At 38.5% G+C, this 23,406-nt stretch carries 15 protein-coding genes; 12 read left to right on the top strand and 3 right to left on the bottom strand.

All coding sequences use genetic code 11. The annotated features are described in order from the left end of the window. Positions 1–111 precede the first annotated feature (111 nt). The 12 genes from NXV01_RS24465 to NXV01_RS24410 all read left to right on the top strand — a co-directional run bounded on the left by NXV01_RS24465 (position 112) and on the right by NXV01_RS24410 (position 18,813). On the top strand, positions 112–1,356 hold the full coding sequence (locus NXV01_RS24465; protein WP_259023341.1) for an AAA family ATPase: 1,245 nt from the start codon (positions 112–114) through the stop codon (positions 1,354–1,356). Continuing rightward, positions 1,353–1,994 (top strand): HNH endonuclease, encoded by a 642-nt coding sequence (locus tag NXV01_RS24460; protein WP_117935352.1) that lies wholly within the window; start codon positions 1,353–1,355, stop codon positions 1,992–1,994. The genes NXV01_RS24465 and NXV01_RS24460 overlap by 4 nt, the downstream gene beginning before the upstream one ends. 4 nt (positions 1,995–1,998) lie before the next feature. Next, positions 1,999–4,974, top strand: coding sequence for a PEP/pyruvate-binding domain-containing protein (locus tag NXV01_RS24455; protein WP_074707814.1), 2,976 nt, complete (start codon positions 1,999–2,001; stop codon positions 4,972–4,974). Positions 4,975–5,265: 291 nt separating this feature from the next. Further along, positions 5,266–7,695 carry a DUF4493 domain-containing protein gene (locus tag NXV01_RS24450; RefSeq protein WP_259023340.1) on the top strand — a complete coding sequence of 810 codons (2,430 nt, stop codon included), beginning with the start codon at positions 5,266–5,268 and terminating at the stop codon, positions 7,693–7,695. A gap of 105 nt (positions 7,696–7,800) precedes the next feature. After that, positions 7,801–9,072, top strand: coding sequence for a DUF4493 domain-containing protein (locus tag NXV01_RS24445; protein ID WP_074707884.1), 1,272 nt, complete (start codon positions 7,801–7,803; stop codon positions 9,070–9,072). Continuing rightward, positions 9,069–11,240: a DUF4493 domain-containing protein gene (locus tag NXV01_RS24440; RefSeq protein ID WP_074707820.1), complete on the top strand. Its 2,172-nt coding sequence runs from the start codon at positions 9,069–9,071 to the stop codon at positions 11,238–11,240. The genes NXV01_RS24445 and NXV01_RS24440 overlap by 4 nt, the downstream gene beginning before the upstream one ends. Before the next feature lie 7 nt (positions 11,241–11,247). Further along, positions 11,248–11,991: a hypothetical protein gene (locus NXV01_RS24435; RefSeq protein WP_004306842.1), complete on the top strand. Its 744-nt coding sequence runs from the start codon at positions 11,248–11,250 to the stop codon at positions 11,989–11,991. Positions 11,992–12,003: 12 nt separating this feature from the next. Further along, a complete protein-coding gene (locus tag NXV01_RS24430) occupies positions 12,004–12,849 on the top strand; it encodes a hypothetical protein (RefSeq protein ID WP_074707822.1) in 846 nt (281 codons plus the stop codon). 4 nt (positions 12,850–12,853) lie between these two features. Then, complete coding sequence (locus NXV01_RS24425; protein WP_258981639.1) at positions 12,854–14,083, top strand: hypothetical protein; 1,230 nt, start codon at positions 12,854–12,856, stop codon at positions 14,081–14,083. A gap of 2 nt (positions 14,084–14,085) precedes the next feature. Then, a complete protein-coding gene (locus tag NXV01_RS24420; RefSeq protein ID WP_195650701.1) occupies positions 14,086–15,678 on the top strand; it encodes a PCMD domain-containing protein in 1,593 nt (530 codons plus the stop codon). Between the two features lie 206 nt (positions 15,679–15,884). Then, positions 15,885–16,475, top strand: coding sequence for a calycin-like domain-containing protein (locus NXV01_RS24415; RefSeq protein WP_217721669.1), 591 nt, complete (start codon positions 15,885–15,887; stop codon positions 16,473–16,475). A 313-nt stretch (positions 16,476–16,788) separates the two neighbouring features. Further along, a complete protein-coding gene (locus tag NXV01_RS24410; RefSeq protein WP_217724494.1) occupies positions 16,789–18,813 on the top strand; it encodes a PCMD domain-containing protein in 2,025 nt (674 codons plus the stop codon). A gap of 886 nt (positions 18,814–19,699) precedes the next feature. On the opposite strand, the gene NXV01_RS24405 is transcribed toward NXV01_RS24410, so the two are convergent. The 3 genes from NXV01_RS24405 to NXV01_RS24395 form a co-directional block, all read right to left on the bottom strand. Continuing rightward, on the bottom strand, positions 19,700–20,485 hold the full coding sequence (locus tag NXV01_RS24405) for a porin family protein (protein ID WP_217721668.1): 786 nt from the start codon (positions 20,483–20,485) through the stop codon (positions 19,700–19,702). Positions 20,486–20,503: 18 nt separating this feature from the next. Further along, on the bottom strand, positions 20,504–21,697 hold the full coding sequence (locus NXV01_RS24400) for a PCMD domain-containing protein (protein ID WP_217721667.1): 1,194 nt from the start codon (positions 21,695–21,697) through the stop codon (positions 20,504–20,506). Between the two features lie 172 nt (positions 21,698–21,869). Next, complete coding sequence (locus tag NXV01_RS24395; RefSeq protein WP_258981631.1) at positions 21,870–23,330, bottom strand: catalase; 1,461 nt, start codon at positions 23,328–23,330, stop codon at positions 21,870–21,872. Positions 23,331–23,406 lie beyond the last annotated feature (76 nt).

Below are 23,406 nucleotides of genomic sequence, written 5' to 3'. Positions count from 1 at the left end.
ACAAATCTACAAAATAATAAGAGATAAACAAGTAAACTTTATAAAGAAGATGATGGAAAATGAGATTTAAAAAATTAACTTTGCAAAAGTAATCATCAAGTATAAAGGACTATGGGTAATTTTATTACGAATATCAAGGTTAATCACATTTTTCATTTGGAAAACTTTTGTATTCCAATTTCTGAAAATGAGAAAAAACATCTGATTATTACGGGAAAGAACGGAAGTGGTAAGACTATTTTGTTGAATGCAATTGTGGAGCATTTGAGCAAGGTTTGCAATGATAAGACGTTGAGCTTTTTAGATGTTAAAAAGAATTTAATATCTCATCGAACATGGTTGCAAACGGCTAAGGCCGCTAATAATTTGCGAGATATTGTCTCTAATCAGGATAGTATTGAACATTATAAAACTAGAATTGAAGAAATGTATGGAAAAGTGGAACTTTCATTCCATGATATATATTCCATCTCTAAGGATTTTCTAAGTCAAGATTTTATCATAGCCTATTATGCAGATGAACGTAGATCTCTTTTTGTAGAACCTAAGAATCCGATTAAACCGGATTTGGAAATGAAAACTGATCTGACACACAATAAAGTAGATCAGTTCTTGAATTTTATGGTTGACTGTAAAGTGCAAGAAGCCTTAGCCCGTAATGAAGGAAAAATGGAGGATGCTGATTATATTCGTCAATGGTTTGTCGGTTTTCGTAATATCCTCCGTCAGATATTTAATGATACAACCCTGGAACTTGATTTCAATTATAAAGATTACTCTTTCCTCATTCAAACACGTGGAAAATCGTTTAAATTCACGGAGTTGTCAGCAGGATATTCAGCTGCATTGGACATCGTAGCCGATTTAATCTTAAAAATGCAATCGCAGGATAATGTGGTACGTGCATACGAGAAAGAGGGAATTGTGTTGATTGATGAAATAGAAACACATCTTCATTTGGAACTACAGCGAATGATCTTGCCGATGTTGACTGCTATTTTCCCTAATATACAGTTTATTGTTACTACTCATTCTCCTTTTATTCTTAATTCTTTAGAGAATGCTGTTGCTTTTGATTTGGAACATCGTGAACCGATTGAAGATTTAACGGATTATTCTTATGAAGCATTAGCGGAAGGTTACTTTGGTGTTCGCACAGATTCCAGTGAAATTCAAATGCGTTTACAACGGCTGGAAGAGTTGATTCGTGCAGAGCAGCTTTCTGTTTCGGATAAAAGTGAATTGGATATGTATCTGAAAGATTTTGATAAGATTCCGGAGGCAGTAGCTCCTGCAGTTAAAGCTAAATATTATGATCTGAAAAGAGAGTGGCAAAATAAGAATGAATTAAGATGATTAGAATTTGTAAGAATGCGGATAAGCCACAAACTTTAGATAAAAGTTATAATACGGACGAAGTCTGCAAACAATTACTGATGGATCAGAATGATAAATGTTATTTGTGCGAACGGCATTTGACAACAGATTACCAAGTAGAACATTTCAAGTCGCAAGCTAATAATGGAGACTTGAAACAAACATGGGAAAACTTATTTGTAGCTTGTGGATACTGCAATAATAAAAAATCGAATAAGTATGATGATATCTTAGATCCGATCCATTATGACATAGAGACTATAATAAGGCATTCGAATGACTTTGTCAATCAGAAAGTAATATTTAATAGTGACCATGCGACTTCCGAAGTGCTTTCAACGATTCAGTTGTTGAATTTATTATTTAATGGGAAACTACCTTATAGGAACTGTCGTGAACAACGATTTTATGATGAGTTTATTCAAAAAATGAACTTTTTCTCTTATGCTGTTAATGAATATATGTCAGGTAAGAAAGAAGATTATTATCCGGTTATAAAGGAGTTGTTGGATATTCGTAGTGAATATTTGGGATTTAAATATGCCATTATTCATAGTAACGATCTGCTGAAACATGATTTTGGAGATATGACGATTTGGAATAAGAAAGGAGAATGACTTTATGCTTAGTAAATATAAATTAAACCAGCTTTACTTCAAAGATACACAATTCGCTAACTTGATGACAAGGCGGATTTTTAACGTGTTATTAATCGCTAATCCTTACGATGCTTTCATGTTGGAGGATGACGGGCGCATTGATGAGAAGATTTTCAATGAATACACTTCTTTGTCTCTGCGCTATCCACCTCGTTTCTCGCAGGTGTCTACGGAGGAGGAAGCACTGTCACAGTTGGAAAACATGTCGTTCGATCTGGTGATTTGTATGCCGAGCACGGGGGATAATGACAGTTTCGACATCGGCCGTCACATCAAAGAGAAATACGAGCATATTCCTATTGTCATCCTGACTCCTTTCAGTCATGGTATTACTAAACGGATTATCAATGAAGATTTAAGTGCGTTTGAATATGTATTTTGCTGGTTGGGTAATACTGACTTGTTGGTGTCTATCATCAAGTTGATAGAGGACAAGATGAATCTGGAACACGATGTGCAGGAGGTCGGTGTGCAGTTGATTCTTTTGGTGGAGGATGGTATTCGTTTCTATTCTTCTATTTTGCCGAATCTGTATAAATTCGTGTTGAAGCAGAGTCAGGAATTCTCTACTGAAGCCTTGAATGCTCACCAGCGTACGCTCCGTATGCGTGGACGTCCTAAAATAGTGTTGGCACGTACGTATCAGGAGGCGATGGAAATCTATCATAAGTATCAGAATAATATATTGGGGGTAATCACTGACGTCCGTTTCCCGAAAGTGGAACGGGGGGAGAAAGACGGTCTGGCAGGTATCAAGCTGTGTGCGGAGATACGTAAGAATGATCCGTTTGTTCCTTTGATTATCCAGTCTTCCGAATCTGAAAATTCGTCTTATGCAGCCAAGTATGGTGCCAGTTTTATCGACAAGAACTCCAAGAAGATGGACGTTGATTTACGCCGTATTGTCTCCGATAATTTTGGTTTTGGTGATTTTATTTTCCGGAATCCGGATACAGGGGAGGAGATTGCCCGCGTCCGGAATTTGAAGGAGCTGCAAAATATTCTTTTTGCCGTACCTGCGGAGTCTTTCTTATACCATATCAGTCGGAATCACGTGTCGCGTTGGTTTTATTCGCGTGCCATGTTCCCGGTAGCTGAATTTTTGAAACCGATAACCTGGAATAGTCTTCAGGATGTGGATGCTCACCGTAAAATCATCTTTGAGGCGATTGTGAAGTATCGTAAGATGAAGAACCAGGGAGTCGTGGCGGTCTTTAAGCGCGACCGCTTCGACCGTTATTCTAACTTTGCCCGTATCGGGGATGGCTCTCTCGGAGGAAAAGGACGTGGACTGGCATTTATTGATAATATGGTGAAGCGTCATCCGGAGTTCGACGAGTTTGAAAATGCGCGTATCGCTATTCCGAAAACAGTGGTGCTTTGTACGGATGTGTTTGATGAATTTATGGATACTAATAATCTGTATCAGATTGCACTGTCAGATGCGGATGATGCTACGATTCTGAAATACTTTCTGAAGGCAAAGTTGCCTGACCGGTTGGTAGAGGACTTTTTCACTTTCTTCGATGTAGTGAAGTCTCCGATTGCCATTCGTTCTTCTTCCTTGTTGGAGGACTCTCATTATCAGCCGTTTGCCGGAATTTATAACACCTACATGATTCCTTATCTGGACGACCGCTATGAAATGTTGCGGATGCTCTCTGATGCTATCAAAGGGGTGTATGCTTCGGTTTATTTCCGTGACAGCAAAGCGTATATGCAAGCCACTTCGAATGTAATCGATCAGGAGAAAATGGCTGTTATCTTACAGGAAGTAGTTGGAAACCAGTACGGCGATCGTTATTATCCGTCTATGTCCGGTGTGGCCCGTTCACTGAATTATTATCCTTTAGGAGATGAAAAAGCCGAAGAAGGAACGGTTAATCTGGCTTTGGGATTAGGAAAATATATTGTTGACGGTGGCATGACCCTTCGTTTTTCTCCCTATCATCCCAATCAGGTGTTGCAAACCAGTGAAATGGAAATAGCCCTCAAGGAGACTCAAACTCGTTTTTATGCATTGGATTTGAAAAATGCCGGACATGATTTTTCTATCGACGATGGTTTTAATTTGCTGAAACTTCATGTCAAAGAGGCGGAAAGTGACGGTGCTCTGCGTTATATTGCTTCTACCTACGATCCGTACGATCAGATTATTCGTGATGGTTTATATCCGGGAGGACGTAAGGTGATTACTTTTGCTAATATCCTGCAACATGATGTTTTCCCGTTGGCTCGTATTCTGCAGTTGGTATTGAAATATGGTGAACAGGAGATGCGTCGTCCGGTTGAAATTGAATTTGCAGCAACGTTAAGTCGCGAACATGATAAATCCGGAACTTTCTATCTGTTGCAGATCCGTCCTATCGTAGACAGTAAAGAAATGCTGGACGAGGATTTGAACGAGATTCCTGATGAAGATGTGATTCTCCGTTCGTATAATTCATTGGGACACGGTATTATGAATGAGGTATATGATGTGGTTTATGTAAAAACCGACAATTATAGTGCTTCCAATAATCAGACGATTGCCTGGGAGATAGAAAAGATCAATCAACAGTTCCTGAGCGAAGGAAAGAATTATGTGCTCGTTGGTCCGGGTCGTTGGGGAAGCAGTGATACATGGCTGGGTATTCCGGTGAAGTGGCCTCATATTTCGGCTGCCCGTGTGATTGTGGAAGCCGGTCTGACTAATTACCGGGTAGATCCCAGTCAGGGGACACACTTTTTTCAGAACCTGACTTCTTTCGGGGTAGGATATTTCACGATCAACGCCTTTATGAATGATGGGGTTTATAATCAGGATTTCCTCAATGCACAACCAGCAGTGCAGGAAACGAACTATCTCCGTCACGTTCGCTTTGAAAAACCTGTGGTAGTCAAGATGGACGGCAAGAAGAAGTTGGGAGTAGTCTTGATGCCAGGCGTTGATAAATAAGCTTTATTAACGTTCAATTTATTATATAATGAAGTTCTGTTTTTCATCTGAAAGACAGAACTTCTATGTTATATCTCTTAAAAATGTTTCATTTTTCATATTCTAGGCCTTAATTGTGGTCTTCTTTTCATATTCGAAAATAAAACTTTCTTTAGATACTTTATTATAAAGAAATAAAACTGTATTTTTGCGGCTAGTTTACAAGATAGCACCTGTATATTAGGTATTTAAGCTTATCTTTGATTTCAGAGAGAGGGACTCCGTATTATTTAAAGGCGTATTTAATTCGGTATGAAGGGTATTTTGAAGTTTATTTTATTTTTAGAGATTGTATTATTGTGCAGTTGTGTAAACGATGAAAAGCGTTCGGGTGCCTTTGGTGGAATGAGCTTGCATCTATCCGCAAATTCTTCGGTGACAGATGTTACGACACGCTCGAGTGAGGAAGTACTGCCTTCCATACAAGATTTCTCTATTTCCGTGTTGCAAGGTGACAAAGTGCAGGCTTCCTGGGATAAGTTAAGTGACTATGATGAAGACACTACTTTTCCGGTAGGAAGTTATACCTTGAAAGCTTTCTATGGTGACATTGAGAAGGAAGGCTTTGATTCTCCTTATTATGAGGGTACTACCGATTTTAATATCCGTGGTGGCGAGACTACTCCCGTGGAAACTACTTGTAAATTGGCCAATACTAAAATAAGTATTGAATACACGGATGATTTCAAACAGTATTTTAAGACTTATTCTTCTACTGTACAGGCAGAGTTGGGAAGTGAAGTTTCTTTTTCGTCCGGAGAAACGCGTGCTGCTTATGTGAAGCCGGGTAGAATTTCAGTAAAACTGACTTTCACGAAAGTGAATGGCGGACTAAGTCCGACTACCGTTGAAGTGGCTACCATTGAGGAGGCGTTAGCTCAACATCATTATCATTTGCAAATGAATGTGGATGCTGGTAAAGCCATGTTGAGCATTGTCTTTGACCGTGTAACGGAAGTCAGACCCATTACTTTGGATATTTCGGATAAAGCATTGAATATTAAACCTCCTTATTTCACATTGACCGGATTTGAGAAAACAAGTAATGATGGTAATCAGTGGGACGGTAATCCGATTGAATCGAATCAGTTATCGGCTTTGTTGACTTCTTTGGGCGGTTTTACGAAATGTATTCTTAGAACTACTTCTCCTAATTTACCCGATTGGCCGGAGGAAGGATTTAATCTGGCGGCACTTACTCCTGAAGATCAAGCATTGCTGGACAAATCAGGTGTGAAGTTGATTGGCTTTGGTATTAATCAGGATCAGATGGGTATTATTAATTTTACTGGTTTGATTCCTAATCTGAATATTACGGATAATAATGATACTCATTTATTCTATTTGAGTGCCACCAGTACTTATGGTAAGCAAAGTGAAGATTATGTGTTGAATATAACAACGCCTAAGAACTTTATGTTGCTACCTACGGATCCTGTGAAGATGAAGAGTAAAGAAGTGACAATTCCGGTGAAACTGAAAGAAGGCAATCCGCAGAATATTAAGCTCTATTATCGTTATTATGGTGTGATGACTTTGATTAACAATACGGTTATCACTCCGATAGAAGGAAAAGAAGGATATTACAATATAAAAGCAAGTGGTATTGATATGGGAGTTGTAGCCAAAGACTTCCAAGCTGAATATAACGGTTTGAAATCGGCCATCGTTTCCGTAGCTGTTATTATACCTTCTTATAGTGTTATTCTCGAACCGTTTCATGTGTGGTCGTATACGGCCGAAATGACGATTGTACCTGAATATGCCGAAGATATGTCTAATGTGATAAGTGCTATTGAAGCATATATTTCTTTGAATGGAAGTACGTGGACGAAAGTGGATGCCAAAGATTTGAAACTTGATGCAACCACTGGAAAGGCTGTCATTTCAGGACTTACTCCGGGAACTACTTATTATTTCAGAACGACTTGTGATGATGGTACGACTTATTCAATTCCTGTTATGCAGGTAACAGAGAGTGTAATACAGCTTCCGGATTTCACGCAAGGATGGGGTAAGACAATCTTTAGTGGAACTATTAATAAAGGAGGAAAGTATAATCATAGTTCTTTTTGGGGAGATAATAGATTTGATACAACAAATTTAACAGCACTTGATTTTGATGAAAATGAATCTTGGGCTACAGTAAATGAAAAGACAGTACCTATTAGTGGTGTTAAGAACACTTGGTATATGATTCCTTCAAGTATGAAACAAAGTAATGGCATTCTGATGCGTAATGTGGCTTGGACTGTGGCAACAAGTGACCCTCCATCAAGAAATGCGATTGGTGCAAGTACTCTTAATGATTTGACGCCTCCTACTCATGGTCATCATTCTGCCGGTAAGCTTTTCCTGGGAAGTTATAGTTATAACCATTCTACTAATGTAGAAATCTATAATGAAGGCATATCCTTCACTTCCCGTCCGATAAAGCTGAAAGGTACTTATACTTATGTAGCTAATAACGATCAGGGCGGAATTGTAACTGTAATAGTAGAAAACCGCGAAGGAGGACAAACATTAAAGTTAGCTGAAGGTAGTGAAGTCTTAACAGCGACGAGTTCTCAAAAGGATTTCACGGTGGACTTAACTTATAATACGATGTTTGAGAAAAAAAGCGACTCATTTAAGAGTGATGTTTGCCTCTTCTTCCAATGCTTCAAACACTCAAAGTGTTGAAGACAGTAAGATTAAAACAACGGATAATAAGGGTGAAGCTATTTCTACTGGTAGTGAATTGTATATAGATAAAAATATAATATTAGAATATAAGTAATGAGTAATATGAAAGCAATAAAAAAACTCGTTTTTATATGTTTGGCAAGCATTTTAGGATTATGCAGTGCTTGTATGAATGATAACCCTGATTTTGGAAGGGACGACGAAGGAACCGGGAATACAAATCAAGGTGAAGGACAGGTAAGACTTGCGGGAACAAGTGTTTCTGTTTCTGTGGATGTGCTGTCACGTGCAGACGGTAAAGCAATCAATACAGATGATTATATCATTCGGATTTATTCGACTGATAATAATTTATTGGTAAAGGAATATACAAGATATAGGGACATGCCCGAAATCTTAACCTTGAATGTGGGTAACTATAAGATTGAAGCATTATCACATGACGTAAAACCTGCTGAATGGGAAAAACCTTTCTATAAAGGAACCCAAACTTTTACAATAAAAAAAGATGAGGTTACATCGGTTGATGTAATCAAATGTTTCTTGCAGAATATAATGGTGACAGTCGACCTCAATGATGATTTGAAACAGAAAGTAGGTGGTGACCAGTCCATTACAATAAAAGTCGGTACAGGTGAACTGACTTTTAATAATACCGATATTGGAAGTGGACGTGCCGGATTCTTTGAAGCTGCCGAAGTAAGCAATATCATTATTGTTCATTTCCAGGGAACGGTAGATGGGGAATGGACAGAAGAGCAAACCAGTTTCAGCAATGTGAAAGGTGGAGAGCACCGGAACATTGTGTTTAATCTGGAGATACCTTCAGTGGGTGACATGGGATTAAGCGTAAAGCTGGATGCAGTATGTAAGAAAGTGGATTTACTTGCTTGGGCTAATCCGGGAGCAGAAGATATATTGCCGGAAGATCCATCCGTAAATCCTGGAACAAGTGCACCGACAATCGTAGGACAAGGTTTCAATATAATGGATGAGATAGAAGTAGAGAAAGACGAAACCAAAACCATTATTGTTAATATCACAGCAGATAATGGTATTCAAAATTTGAAAGTGAAGATTGATTCGGAGACTTTGACACCTGAAATACTGAAGTCAGTAGGTTTGTCTTCTGAATTTGATTTGGCACACCCTGCAGATGCAGATTTGGAAAAAGCGTTGAAGAGCTTAGGTTTCCCAGTGGGCAGTGAAGTGATCGGAGTGAAATATTTGGTGTTTGATATTACACAGTTTACGCCGCTACTCGGATTGTATGGACTTGCTTCTCATAATTTTATTATTACCGTTGTCGATCAGGCAAATAATACCAGAACAGCTACTTTAGCATTGAAATCAATAGCAAAGAAAACAGAATGAAAAAACTGATACATATATTAGTTATAGCTTTCATTGTTGGACTTGTTTGTGTCTCCTGCCGTGAAAGTGACCTGACAAATAATGGAGAGGGCGCATTATCTTTGAAGATAGGTGTTCAACGTGAATTACCTACTGTTTCTGCCGGAAAGACGAGAGCTACGCTTACTGATGAAGAATTGCTCCAGAAGTGTAAAGTGTATATCCGTAACGCGGAGGGCTTGGTGCGTAAATTCGCCACTTTGGATGAAATGCCGGAACAAATACTGTTAGTTCCCGACAATTATAAAGCGGAAGTTACTGCGGGTGATTCCGTAGCTGCATCTTTTACCGATTCTTATTTCAAGGGGACGAAAGAGTTTACAATTTCAAAAGGGACGGCTATTTCGGAATCAGTAGTGTGTGGCATTCGCAATACAGTAGTCAGTCTGGCTCTGTCTGACGAATTACAGGAGGCATTTCCTACTTATAAAATTACAGTGAGTAACCGATTGGGAACTTTGGAATATACACAGGATAACATATCCCAACTAGGATATTTTATGCTGTTGGATGATGAAAACCAATTAAGATGGAACCTTGTAGGGCAACTTAACGGCAGTGGAACAGAAATAACCAAAAGTGGAGTTATTAATCTGGTACGGAAAGCAACCAGATATGATTTGACTTTTAGTAATTCTTCCTCTGAAGTGGGTGGTGGCATGATCTCTGTAAATGTGGTTGAGACAGCTTTGACGACGGATGAGAAAGTAGATATACTGGCACGTCCTGTTATTAAGATAATCGAGAATGATCAGATTTACGAGTTGGATAATGCAGTTTATCGTGCGCAATTCGACAAGGAAACACCTATTGTTGTGCGGATGGCTGCTAGTGTGCCTTTTACTGAATTGAAAGTGACGAGTGCGGATTTTGCACGGTTGGGAATTACCCATTTTTCTTCTTTCGACTTGATGGAATTGACTGAAGTTCAGATAAGAGAACTGGATAATCTTGGATTTAGTATCCAATTTAATGCGGATATGACAAAGGTTCAGTTTGCATTTAAGGAAAACTTGAGAGAGATAATGACTAATTCGATCGATGACGGTAATAACACCTATCGATTTGACATTGAAGTAAGGGACCGGAATGGAAAAGATAGAGCGAAAACGTTGACGGTTATTGCTACAGATGCTTTGGTTGCTACCGAGGATATTGCTACACAGAACGATGTTTGGTCAACAAAAGCCACTCTGTATGGTAGTCTGGTTGCTTCAGTTACAGAGATGAATTTCCGTTACCGGGCGATTGGTTCCAATGATTGGATGTATTCGAATCAGGCTGTGTTGAATAATAAAATATTTACGAGTCAAATAACCGGACTTGAACCTGGTATAACCTATGAATATCAGGCAATGGCTGGTACTGTTGCAGCGAAAGAAACAAAACAATTCACTACAGAAGCTCCTGCACAATTGCCGAATGCTGGATTTGAAGACTGGCATGGAGATTCGCCTCTTTATATCTATAAGAGTGGTGGAGAAATGTTTTGGGATAGTGGTAATACGGGTTCTGCTACATTGAATAAGAATGTGACAACGTATGATGCAGCCATTAAGCACAGTGGGAATTATTCTGCAAAATTACAGTCTCAATATGTGGCTCTTTTTGGAATTGGTGCTTTTGCTGCCGGAAATATATTTGTCGGGAAGTTCCTGAAAATAGATGGTACAGACGGTATTTTACGGTTTGGACGTCCTTTCACTTCACGTCCATCGAAATTGGTGCTTTATTATAGATATGTAGCTGGTACAGTGGACTATTCAACATTGGGTGAGTTGCCGAAAAACAGTAAAGATATGGGCTCTATTTATATAGCATTGGGCGACTGGCCACATCAGACTTTTGACGGAGAAACGGATATACCGGTACTTGTTAAGACAAAGCCTGCTGACAGGCAGCTTTTTGATTCAAATTCTTCAAATGTGATAGGCTATGGAGAGTGTATTCTTAAAGAGTCGACGGAGGGTGAAGGATTGATAAAACTGGAGATCCCGATTAACTATCGCTCTAACCGTAAACCGACTGATATTATTTTAGTGGGTAGTGCAAGTAGATATGGAGATTATTTTACCGGAAGTACGGGCAGTACTTTGTGGCTTGATGATTTGGAATTAATTTATGAATAAGCAAAGTATGAATTACTTTATCAAAACTTCATTCCTGATAATCTTGGGAATAATTGTTGGAACGACGCAAACATGCGCGCAACAGGAGTTCAAACGGAATATAGAAATGAGAACTTTCATTCCTAAGGGACAATGGATTGTGGGTAGTTCAGTTTCTTATTCTCAATACTCAAATGATAACTATCAGTTTCTGGTGATAGAGAATTTGAGTGGGGAAGGGTATGCTTTTAAAGTGAGTCCGGTATTGTGTTATGCTTTTAAGGATAATGTAGCTGCAGGTGGACGTTTTATGTATAGCCGGACGTATACCAAGCTAAATAATATCAGTGTAAATATTGATGAAGATACCAACTTTGATATTAGTAACCTGTATGAATTGAAGAACTCTTATTCGGGAATTGCTGTCTTGAGAAATTACATCAATTTAGGTACTAGCAAGCGTTTTGCATTATTCAATGAAGTGCAGTTAGAATTGGGAGGTTCTGTTTCAAAAGTGGTGAACGGTAAAGGGGATGACCTGACAGGAGTATATCAGACTTCTTTGGATGCAAGTGTTGGTTTGAGTCCGGGTTTGGTTGCCTTTATCAATAATTATACGGCAGTGGAAGTAAGCATTGGGGTGTTGGGACTGAATGTCAGCCGAACCCATCAGGTGACGGACCGGATTTACGAAAGCAACCGTTCGTCGATGAGTGCCAATTTTAAAATTAATCTTTTCAGTATAGGACTGGGAATAGCTTTTTACCTTTAAAAAACAGGACGAATGTATAAACGGTTATTGGTAACAGTACTGGTGTCTGTATTCTTTTTCTCTTTGTGGGGAAAGACAGAAACGGTTTGTCAATCGTTGGAGGTAGAAGATTCTGTCCCCGTTTTTCAGAAGGATACGCTACCAGTAAAAGGGAGCTTGGACTTCCTGCGAATCAAACGTATCGGACGTTATGATCGTGGAATCATGAACTATCGTTTCATTCCTAAAGGGAAGTGGATCTCTGGTTTCACAATGTCATACTGGGATTATAATAGTGCGGATAATAAACTGCTGTTTGCCTATTTTGATAATTTTGATTGTGATGGGCGTAATCTGAATTTTTCTGTATATGGAGGCTATGCTGTCCGTGATAATATGGTGTTGGGATTGAAGTTCGGATACCGGAATATGCGAGGAGCCTTGAATAATATCACGTTGAAAATCGATGATGATGTCGATTTCTCTTTGAAAGATTTAAAGTTGGAACAAAATTTGTATAACGTGTCGTTCTTCCATCGCTCTTATGTAGGTTTGGATGCCGGTAAACGATTTGGATTGTTCAATGAGACTGCCTTGACATTCAATTTTGGAAAGTCTAAATTCGACCGTGGTGTAGACGAAAATTTGGTTAATACTCAAACAGATATATTTGAGGTGCAATTGGGAATAAATCCGGGATTGGCTGTTTTTATTATGCAAAATGTAAGTATTGAATGTTCGCTCGGAATAGCCGGCATTCGTTACAGGCAGGAAAAACAGAAAAATAATCTGGGAGAGACGGGAAAACGGATGACGGGTGGATCTAACTTTAGGGTGAATCCTTTCAATATTAGTTTGGGATTGACGATTTGCTTATGATTTTATGAGACATAGAAAAAAATACATATTACTGTTCCTGCTTCTGGTTGTATGCGCCGGCTTGGTATTCTTTTATGGAATAAAAAGTGAGGGACAGGAAGACAAACAGGAGGTATTGTCATCAGTAGAGGATACTTATCAGGTACCTGAAGCTGCTGTGGACTCTGCCCGCCAGATAATTGGAGAAGTGGAGGAAAACGTGTCTCCAGCAGAGAATTCTGTGGAAAAGGTTGTGAAGAAGCCTGAAGAAAGACCAGTGGGGAAGTTTGTAGATAAAAAGCAGGCAGATAAAAGGCAGAAGGTTGCGTCTAAGAGAGAAGCAGTAGCTGTTCCGCCAGTTTCTTCAACGGATATAAAATTGGCTTCTGATGTTGTCAATACTCCTTTGAAGTTAGAAGGAACGATTTGTGACCTTGTATTGTCGGAGCGTAAACAGGATAGTAAAATAACAGCTGCACTTCCGGTTCACACGGTTGAAACAGTTAAAAGAGAGTTCGATTGGAAAAGTGATACGTTAGAGACCAAGCGAGGCATTGATTTATTGAGAATCAAAAGGGTAGGGCGGTTTGATCGTGGCATTGTGAATTATCGCTTTATGCCTAAAGGAAAATGGATATTTGGTACGGATTTTTCGTTTTGGGATTATAACAGTGAGGACTCCAAATTATTGTTTACTTATCTCGATGATTTTGATTTTGAAGCACGTACCATTAATGTGGCTCCTTTTATCGGTTATTTTTTCAAAGATAATCAGGTAGTGGGTGTAAAGCTCGGTTATAAGCATACGGACGGTCATTTAGGCAATGTTAGTTTTAAGATTGATGATGACGTGAATTTCACTCTCAAGGAATTGAAGTTGAAAGAAGAGTTGTATAATTGCACCTTTTTCCATAGCTCCTATATCGGGTTGGATCCGGGAAAACGTTTCGGATTGTTCAATGAAACCAATCTGCGTTTGGGATTCGGACATTCGGAGTTTACAAGAGGTTCGGGCGAGAGTTTGAAGAATACCAAAACGAATATATTTGAGGCACAGTTGGGGATTAATCCCGGAGTGGCTGTCTTTATTATGCAAAATGTGAGTGTGGAATGTAGTGTGGGAGTGATAGGCTTGAAATACCGTAAGGAAAGTCAGGTGAATAATCTTGGTGAGAAAGGTTCCCGTACGAACGGTGGAGCCAACTTTAAAATAAATTTGTTTGATATTAATTTAGGATTAACTATAAGTATGTAATCATGAAAAGTAAAGGCAGAAATAGACTTTTATCCTTAATTATATGCATTTGCATTGCATTTGCTTTTTCATCATGCGTCAAGAATGATTTGCCGTATCCTGTTGTCAGATTGTCTATTACCGGCTTTGAGGTGAATGGACAGATTGGTAGTGCAGTCATTAATAATGAAGAACGTACGGTGACAGTAGACTTGCTCGATTCTGTGGATTTGAAGAAAGTGATTGTCACCCGTTTCGATTATTCAGAAGAGGCTAATACGGATTTGAAGGTGAATACAACGATTGATTTGTCTTCTCCTAAAGAAGTGGTATTGTCTTTGTATCAGGATTATCGCTGGAAGATTATAGCCAACCAGACCGTCGAACGAGTATTTAGCGTCAAGAATCAGGTCGGAGGAGCCGTGATTGACGAAAAAGCTCGACAAGCTATCGTTTATGTCAATAAAAATACGATGCTCAACAAAATAACCGTGAAAGATTTGAAGCTGGGGCCGATCAGTTCTACCGTTTCGCCTGACTTTACCACTTTGAAGGACTTTACACAAGAGCAGAAAGTAAATGTGACATTTAAAGGAAAAACCGAAGAGTGGAGTTTGTACGCATTCATCACGGATAAGGTTGTCTTTACTAATTCGGCGGATGGCTGGACTAATGTAGCATGGCTTTATGGAGAAGGACAGGAGGATGTAGTGAACGGCTTTGAAATACGTGAAGCTTCATCAGAAGAATGGACAAGGGTAGATCAGGATATCGTTGTACAGAATGGAGTAAACTTCTATGTTTGTGTTCCGCATTTGAAAGCGGACACGGAATATGTATGTCGTGCTTTGGTGGATGGAACAGAAGATCGTGGTGAAGAGATTACTTTTAGAACGACTGCTGAGATTCCTTTAACAGGTGGTACATTTGATAATTGGAATCAGAGTGGTAAAGTCTGGAACCCGTGGGGAAGTAATGAAGCTCCTTTCTGGGATACCGGAAATCAAGGAGCTACAACCTTAGGTGACAGCAACTCTGTTCCTACCGAAGATATATGGTCGGGTAAAACAACCGGTAGGGCTGCGAAACTTGAGTCTAAGTTTGTGGGAGTGGGTTCTGCCGGGAAATTAGCTGCCGGTAACCTCTTTGTCGGTAAATATGTGGCAACCGACGGAACAAATGGTATCTTGAACTTTGGGCAATCGTTCTCTGCTTATCCTACTCATTTGAAAGGATATTATAAGTACCAGCCCGGAGTGATTGATAACTCTTCCATTGAATATAATTATTTAAAAGGAAAGACAGATACCTGCTCGATCTATATTGCCATTGGTGATTGGGATAGTCCGATTGAAATACGCACCAAACCTTCTAACCGGAAATTGTTTGATAAAAATGATAAGCATGTGATTGCTTATGCTGAATTTACATCGGGAACTCCTGTTGCCGTGTATAAGGAATTTGACTTGAAACTGGAATATAGGGCTACGAACAGAAAACCAACCTATATCGTCCTGGTATGTTCTGCAAGCAAATATGGTGATTTTTTTACTGGAGCGTCCGGTAGTGTGCTTTATGTGGATGAGTTTAGTCTGGAATACGATTATGATAACTGATTGGCTTTATAGCATATAACGAAGATAAATGGGTTCAGAGATATAAACTCTCTTTCCTTTTTCAAATCATCATTTTAATTTGTAAAATGGTATGTTATAAGTCCTTTTGGGTATATTTCTTTAAAAATAGAACAGAAACAAGAAAAATAGACCTTGCAAATATCTGAAAATAATAGTTACTTTGCACCTATGTTTTGAGAAAAAACATGGAAGATATTGTTTTATCTTCTTTAGAAGTGAGAAGTTTTTTTAAATTAAAAGAGAATGTTATGAAAAGAATTTCATTTTATTTGTTTGCAATGTTAATTGGCTCAATGAGTTTTTTAATGTCTTGTAGTGACGATGATGACGATGATACTACTGTTGCCTCTGAAAAGGTAGCTGGTACGTATAATGGTAATTTAGTTGTTAAGTTGGAAGGGCAGGAAGTAGCCAATGAGCCCAAATCTTTATCTCTGGTAAAGAATGGAGATGACGCAGTGGATGTAGTTATCAAAGATTTTGTTTTGAATGTATCTATAGGTGGGACTTCTATACCTGTAAGCTTGGGTGATTTAAAAGTGGCGAAATGTGCGTTGACCCAGAAAGACGGTAAATCTACTTTCAGTGGTGCGACGGAATTGAAGGGAATAGAAGTTCCAATAGGTGCTGCGTCGATGTCTGTCGATTGTGCAATTGACATAACTGCTGCAACGGTGGATGGTAAGAATTTGAATTTGCCGATTGTTGTAGAGGTAAGTATGGCTGGAACAAAGTTAATGGATGTGGATGTCCAATATACTGGTGTGAAACAATAAAACAATAGAACATTGAGTGTCACAAATGAACAGCCTGTAAGTAGGTTGTATTGATATATCAATGTGTGAGATTTGAATTGTAGATTCCCGCTGATTATTAAAAACAGAATATTTCTTTTTAATAATCAGCGGGAATTTATGCTTTTTCATAGCCTATTTTAGGTGTATTTCTTTAAAAATGGAACAGAAACAAGAAATATAGACCTTGTGGGTATCTGAAAATAATAGTTACTTTGCGCCTGTAAAAGTCAGGCATCTGTGTGATGGGAATATCACGTATTTGCTTTTATTAATTAAAAGTAGAATTTAGAAAATGAGAAAGAATTTATTTTATTACTTGTTTGCTGTATTGTGTACAGCGACATTGTTTACATCTTGTAGTGATGATGATAAAAACGGTAACGATGGAGGAGAGGGGCTTGGACTTAATAGTTTCGTGGTAGGAACCTATGATAGTCAGTTGAAAGTCTTCTTGGAAGGAGTGGATTTGACAGAAAGTGCCCCAATTTCTCAAAGAATATTTGTTAAATCGGAAGACGAGAACAAAGTAACGGTGTCTTTGCGTAATTTTGCGATAGATATAGCTGGTGCTCCTTTTACTGTAGGGGATATTGTAGTTGGTGGCGTTGTTTTGGAAGGTGATGCTTCTCAAGTAGTATTGCAGGAAACTAAGACCACAATACAACATGCAGATTTGGGTACATTGGACATTACCGTATCGGGAAATGTGGTTGCAGAGAAAGTCAATATGACAATAAATGTGGTCCAACACATGCCGGAAGATCCGTCTACTACAATGAATATTGAAGTGAAAGTTACGGGTACCCGTATTAGTACGGAAGCGGATGATGCTGATTATTCAACAGTATTTGCAGGTTGGTATCCACGTATGGAGAATGGTTTTACTTGTGATTACACAGGTGAAGGATTTGAATTGACTGAACCTTCTAAAGGGATCACTATGGTGGCCAAAGGTTATAATAAAATTAGTATTTCATCATTTAATGTGTCTTTCCCTGTAAAACCTGGGTTTACAGCGAGTGCTTATAAATATCAGGGTTTGAAAGCTGATGAAGTGGCTATCGAAAAGCAGGCAGACGGCTCTTTCAGTATTGGAGAGTATAAAGGAACCACAACCGCAGTTGCTAATAGAAGGGAAGCAACCGAGTATACAATTTCAGGTTCTATCAGTAGCGACAAAGAAATGACCTTGAAAATTAATATAAAGTCAGAAACATATAATGTAAATTATACATTTGTTTCTGGTGTATTAAAGACAGAGAAAGAACTATTGAGTGTAACCATCAATGAAGATGTACTTGCTTATAAACCTTCTATTGTTACTTCTTCAATGGGAGGCAACTGGATTATTCTTTATGCAAAACCGGATGCACAGGCAGAACAATTGAAAATTGTGCCGAAGTTAGTTGTTTCAGATGGTGCAAAGGTGTTTTATAATGGTGAACTTTATAACGGAGGTGCTATTGATTGTTCTAAGACGCAAAGAATAAATATTGTTTCAGAGAAAGATTACAGCGAAGGCAAGACAACTGGAGAAGAATATATTATATCTTGTGGTATTTTGAATTTTGCAACCGATTTGGATCAATGGGAATTGAAAAATAATACTAATGATGAAGATATGAAGTATTATGAACCGATTGGCGGATGGACAACTTCAAATCCGGGAGTTGAATATTTAAAATCAATGAGTTTTTTTACTAAATATGATAAAACAAAACCTTATGCTGTACATGAAGAAGCAGCAGGTTATTCAGGTAAAGCAGCTAAGTTGACAACACTTAATTCAAGTGGTTCAGCCTTGGCAATGGTTCCGTATGTTACTTCCGGTTCTTTGTTTAATGGGGTATTTATTACAGAAATTTCTAACACCTTAAAGAGTACACGTTTCGGACAGCCTTGTGATAGGGAACCGAAAACATTCTCTGGAGTTTATAAATATACAGCTGGAGAAAAATATTATGTATGTCCAGATCCGAAAAAAGCTAATGTAGCGAACTTGGATGAGTCAAAAACAGATGCCCCGGCTATGAATGCGGTATTGTATGAAGTATCGGATTATATGGCTGATTATTTAGATGGAACAAATTTGTTGACGTCTGAAAAAATAGTCGCGATTGCTTCTGTAAAGGATGCTGGTGAGAAAGCAGAGTGGACTACATTTAATGTATCGTTTGAATGGAAAGACGGTAAATCATGGAATGCTTCAAATAAATATAAGCTAGCTATTGTGTGCTCTTCAAGTAAAGACGGAGATAAGTTCTCCGGTGCACCGGATAGTGTATTATATATTGATGATTTGAAAGTATCTTTCTAGGATTTCTTTCGTCTATGACAAATAAAAATAAGCAGGAATATAATTGTTCCTGCTTATTTTTTTATCTACTATTCATTATCAATTAAATCATATGTTTAGTTGAATATATCTTTTTGATGCAGAAATGAACTAATCGCGCTAAAAATGACTAAAGACACAATAAAATTGAGTTCTTCTCCTACACTTTCTTCACTAGGAGATAATTATCTGTCTAATAGGTGTTCTCGGTGAAGATACAAAGAGGAAATCTCTTCTTCACGCCTTCACAATCTTCACACTTTCACTGCTTGTACCTTCGCAGTTCATAATCTTCGCTTCAGCTATAATCTTATTAAATTAAATAGTTGACATATAAGAAACCGACTATTGTTGTCTATCTAGCTGACTGTAGTTGTCTAATCAGTCGACTATAGTTGACTAGGTAGACAACAGCAGTCGGCGATTAGCAAATGGAAACAAAATATGCGGTAAATCAGTGACTTATCAGTAGTAAGAAAGGTTGGTTCTCATATTGAAAGAAAACAAATCTTTTTTGCTAAACGTTTGACCAAAAAGTGGAAATTGATGAAAGAATCAAGCATCCGGTTGGTGAAGAGGGTGAAAGGGTGTGAAGAATGAAAATAGCACTGTTAATTCACAAGAAACATATGTGAATTAACAACTTGGTATTATGTGAAAGATGTGAATAACAAAATACATCATCTATTTAGGCTCTTAGTTTATTTTATATTGAGATCCATAAGATAAGAGTCTATAGAATGAATTAGTTCATTTCGGCACCGGAATTAAATTAAAGTAGAAAGGCAGTCTTTCCTAAGACTGCCTTTGGGTATATTTTATGATAAATATTTTTTAATCCTACACAGACTCTTTAGTGTATTTATCTTTAGAATGCATATCCAAATCCTATATTTAAATAGATGGGATACATAGCAAATGAAATAGTTGTGAAATCCTTTTTGAAAATATCATTCAATCCCCATGTTAAATCAGCATGCAGATTTAAGTGTTTGTATGCTTTCCATTCTCCTCCTACTTGTAAACCCCATTGGAATTTGCGCAGATCATTGGAGAAGTCATAAGTTGCAATATTGTCACCTGTGAAATTAACTCTGTCACCAGTAGCGTCTGGAGATCGAAGATGTCCCTCATAAACATGGCCGGAGAAGTCCCCCTCCATCATATATGACATATAAGGTCCAGCAACGAGTTTCCATCGATCGTTGATTTTGTAGTTAGCTAGGATTGGTATTGTCAAAAGAGACATTTTAACTTTGGTTTTAACTCCTCCTGTCCAAAGTCCTTCAACTTTTCCACCAGTTTCGTTAAAAATTTCCATGCCATAGTTTTTTACTGAAGCTTCAGTAGTCATACTTTTGTTGTCGAGGCGGAGTCCTAAACTAAGTCCCCATTTTTTTTGAGCATCTAGCCATTTAGTTATATTTCCTTCCAAAGTAATCGAAAGTCCAGGTGAGTAGCTTTCAATTTTTCTGATTTCTTTGGGAAGAGGAAGTGGAGATGTTCCACCTATATTCACACCAGCTTTGAACTCATAATCTAATCCATGTAGGGAGGACCAAATAAGTCCTTTATGCTCATTAGATGATTGTGCACTAACTTGGCTAATACCGAAGAAAAGTGTAACTATACTAGCCAATATGTATTTTTTCATATGTTATTTTTTTAATTATTATTCGTTATTTTGTTCGTCTTCTTCACAGTGAATGGTTACTTCATCTATCCACAGAGTACTTCCTATTGAACCTTTGAAATTAGCTCCCTCTATACTTGAGGAGAAAACGACAGCAAGTTTATATTTACCTTCATCGAGAGCTGATTGTTCTATCTCTTTTCTATGTTCAAAAGGTATACTGAAGTGTGTCCATGTATCAGTCTCTTTCATCTCTGTATCGGAGATTCGGGCAATATATACTATTTTTTCCTCGGAATCAAAGTTGAGGTTGCCATCCAAAAAGTCATTAACATTGTCTGCTCTGTATAAAATAGCGTATATATCACCTTTGTCTTTGCCTTCCATTGAAGGATCTATCACAATCTTCGGAGGGCTCTGACTTTTATCAATGCCTGATATATATTCAGTTCCTGGCTTGAACTTATAATATCCTTCCAGTTTTGTAGGGTGCTTAAAAAATGGAAATCCAAATTTGGTCGCAGCTTTTGCATCTTTTAATGCGTTTCCAACTTCAAATGAACCAATGAAGAGGTTACCTGCTGCGATTGGCATACCAACCGTTAATCCAAGGCTTCCTGTGCCTTTAGTTTCCAGTTTCACACCTTTACCTATATATCCTTGGGTTTGAAGAGTTGGATAATCCATCGTGTTTTTCCCCATGCCGGTAAGCTGGAACCCTGGATTACCACTTGCCCATTGGAGCATTTCTGCTTTTTGTTGATTGAATTCATAAAAGATATGATAATTGTTGTTTCCGTCTTCTATGTTCTCAAAATGGTATTCAGTAGGAAGCTCTGATTTGATAACAGTGATGGTGTAGACCGCTTCTGTGGTACCACTTTCAGATGTAACTTTGAACATACGTTGATATTGTTCCAATGTTTGTTCAGATGTAATGGGAACTTTCGAAGTTGAAAAATCATATTTGGGAGCATCGTCATTCGCTAATGCATTGACAGGATTGATGCTAGCTCCATCAGGTAGTTCGAATTTGATTTCTAATGCAGACAAGTCGGTAGATTTAGATACATAAATAGATACTGTTTTGCTGTAAGTATTAATGTTAGCTAATTGGATATTGCTGCCGCTGCATCCGTCTATAGCTGCTTCAACATTTAGAGCTTCATCTTGAATACAGGAAGCAACTGCCAGACATAGTATCATTCCGGCGAATAATTTTTTTAGTTTCATCAGTCTGTTATAAATATTAAGGGGTTATACAGGGGGCAAAGATAGTTAAAAGAGTTGAATGGCTATTTCAGAAGAATGTTAAAAGAAAATTCGAGATTGACGGCAATACTATACAAAAGAGACTGTCTTAAAAATATAAGACAGTCTCTTTATCAGTAAAATATCTTTTTCTTTATTCTTTCAAAGCCTCTTGCAAATCAATACCCAGTGCTTTGGCAACACCTGTTCCGTATGCAGGATCAGCCTTATAACAGTTGCGCACATGACGTTGTTTGATAAACAATTCGGAGTCTCCCATGGCACGAGCTGTGTTTTCGAACAATAATTGTTGTTCTTCAGCCGGCATCAATCGGAATAAGTCACCCGGTTGGCTATAATAATCATCGTCATATTCCCGTTCGTTGTAGTTGTAAACTTCACCGGTAACTTTGAGTGGCGGTTCTTTCATGTCAGGAGAATCCTGCCATTCGCCGTAACTGTTCGGTTCATATCCTTTGGTAGCACCGTAATTACCATCTACGCGCATAGCACCGTCACGATGATAGGCGTGGAAAGGACAACGAGGTTTGTTGACCGGAATTTGTTCTGCATTCACTCCTAGCCGATAACGCTGTGCGTCGCCATAAGAGAATAAACGACCTTGTAACATTTTGTCGGGAGACAGACCAATACCGTTTACAATATTCATCGGGTTGAAAGCAGCTTGTTCCACTTCAGCAAAATAATTTTCAGGGTTACGGTTCAGTTCAAGGATGCCGACATCTTGTAGAGGGAAATCTTTGTGAGGCCACACTTTAGTCAGGTCAAACGGGTTGATGCGGTAGTTGTCCGCTTCTTCCTCCGTCATTAACTGAATTTGGAATAACCATTTTGGGTAATCCCCTTTCTCGATACTCTCGAAAAGGTCGCGTTGATGAGATTCACGGTCTTTGGCAACAATTGCTTCTGCTTCTTGATCTGTTAGGTTCTTGATGCCTTGCAAGGTACGAAGATGGAATTTAACCCAGATACGTTGATTTTCTGCATTGATAAAACTATAGGTGTGACTGCCGAAACCGTGCATGTGGCGATATGAATAAGGAATACCGCGAGGACTCATAGTAATGGTAACCTGATGCAGAGCTTCCGGCAAAAGTGTCCAGAAATCCCAGTTGCTGTTCGGGCTACGCATATTCGTTTTCGGATCCCGTTTGATGGCATGGTTCAGATCCGGAAACTTAAGCGGATCACGTAAGAAGAATACAGGAGTGTTGTTGCCCACCAAATCCCAGTTACCTTCTTCCGTATAAAATTTCATGGCGAAACCTCGGATGTCACGTTCTGCATCAGCAGCTCCACGCTCTCCGGCTACAGTAGAGAAGCGGACAAAACATTCTGTTTGCTTTCCGACTTTACTGAAAATTGCTGCACGGGTATATTGGGTAATGTCATGAGTAACGGTAAAAGTACCGTAAGCTCCCGAACCTTTAGCGTGCATACGTCTTTCCGGAATAACTTCACGATCAAAATGGGCAAGCTTTTCAATAAGCCAGGGGTCTTGTAACATTACAGGTCCGCGTTGACCTGCAGTTTGCGAATTCTGATTGTCGGCGATGGGACGCCCGTTCGCTGCAGTAAGTTTTTTCTTTTCCATAAAATAGATTCTTTTTAGTCGGAAGTAAAGTATAAACAAACCGTAGTTTTTCATTCTTTTATTCCGGAGTTTATAA

It is taken from the genome of Bacteroides sp. BFG-606 (assembly GCF_024788145.1).
Classification (GTDB): domain Bacteria; phylum Bacteroidota; class Bacteroidia; order Bacteroidales; family Bacteroidaceae; genus Bacteroides; species Bacteroides vicugnae.
This window is presented reverse-complemented; position numbering and strand designations above follow the sequence as displayed.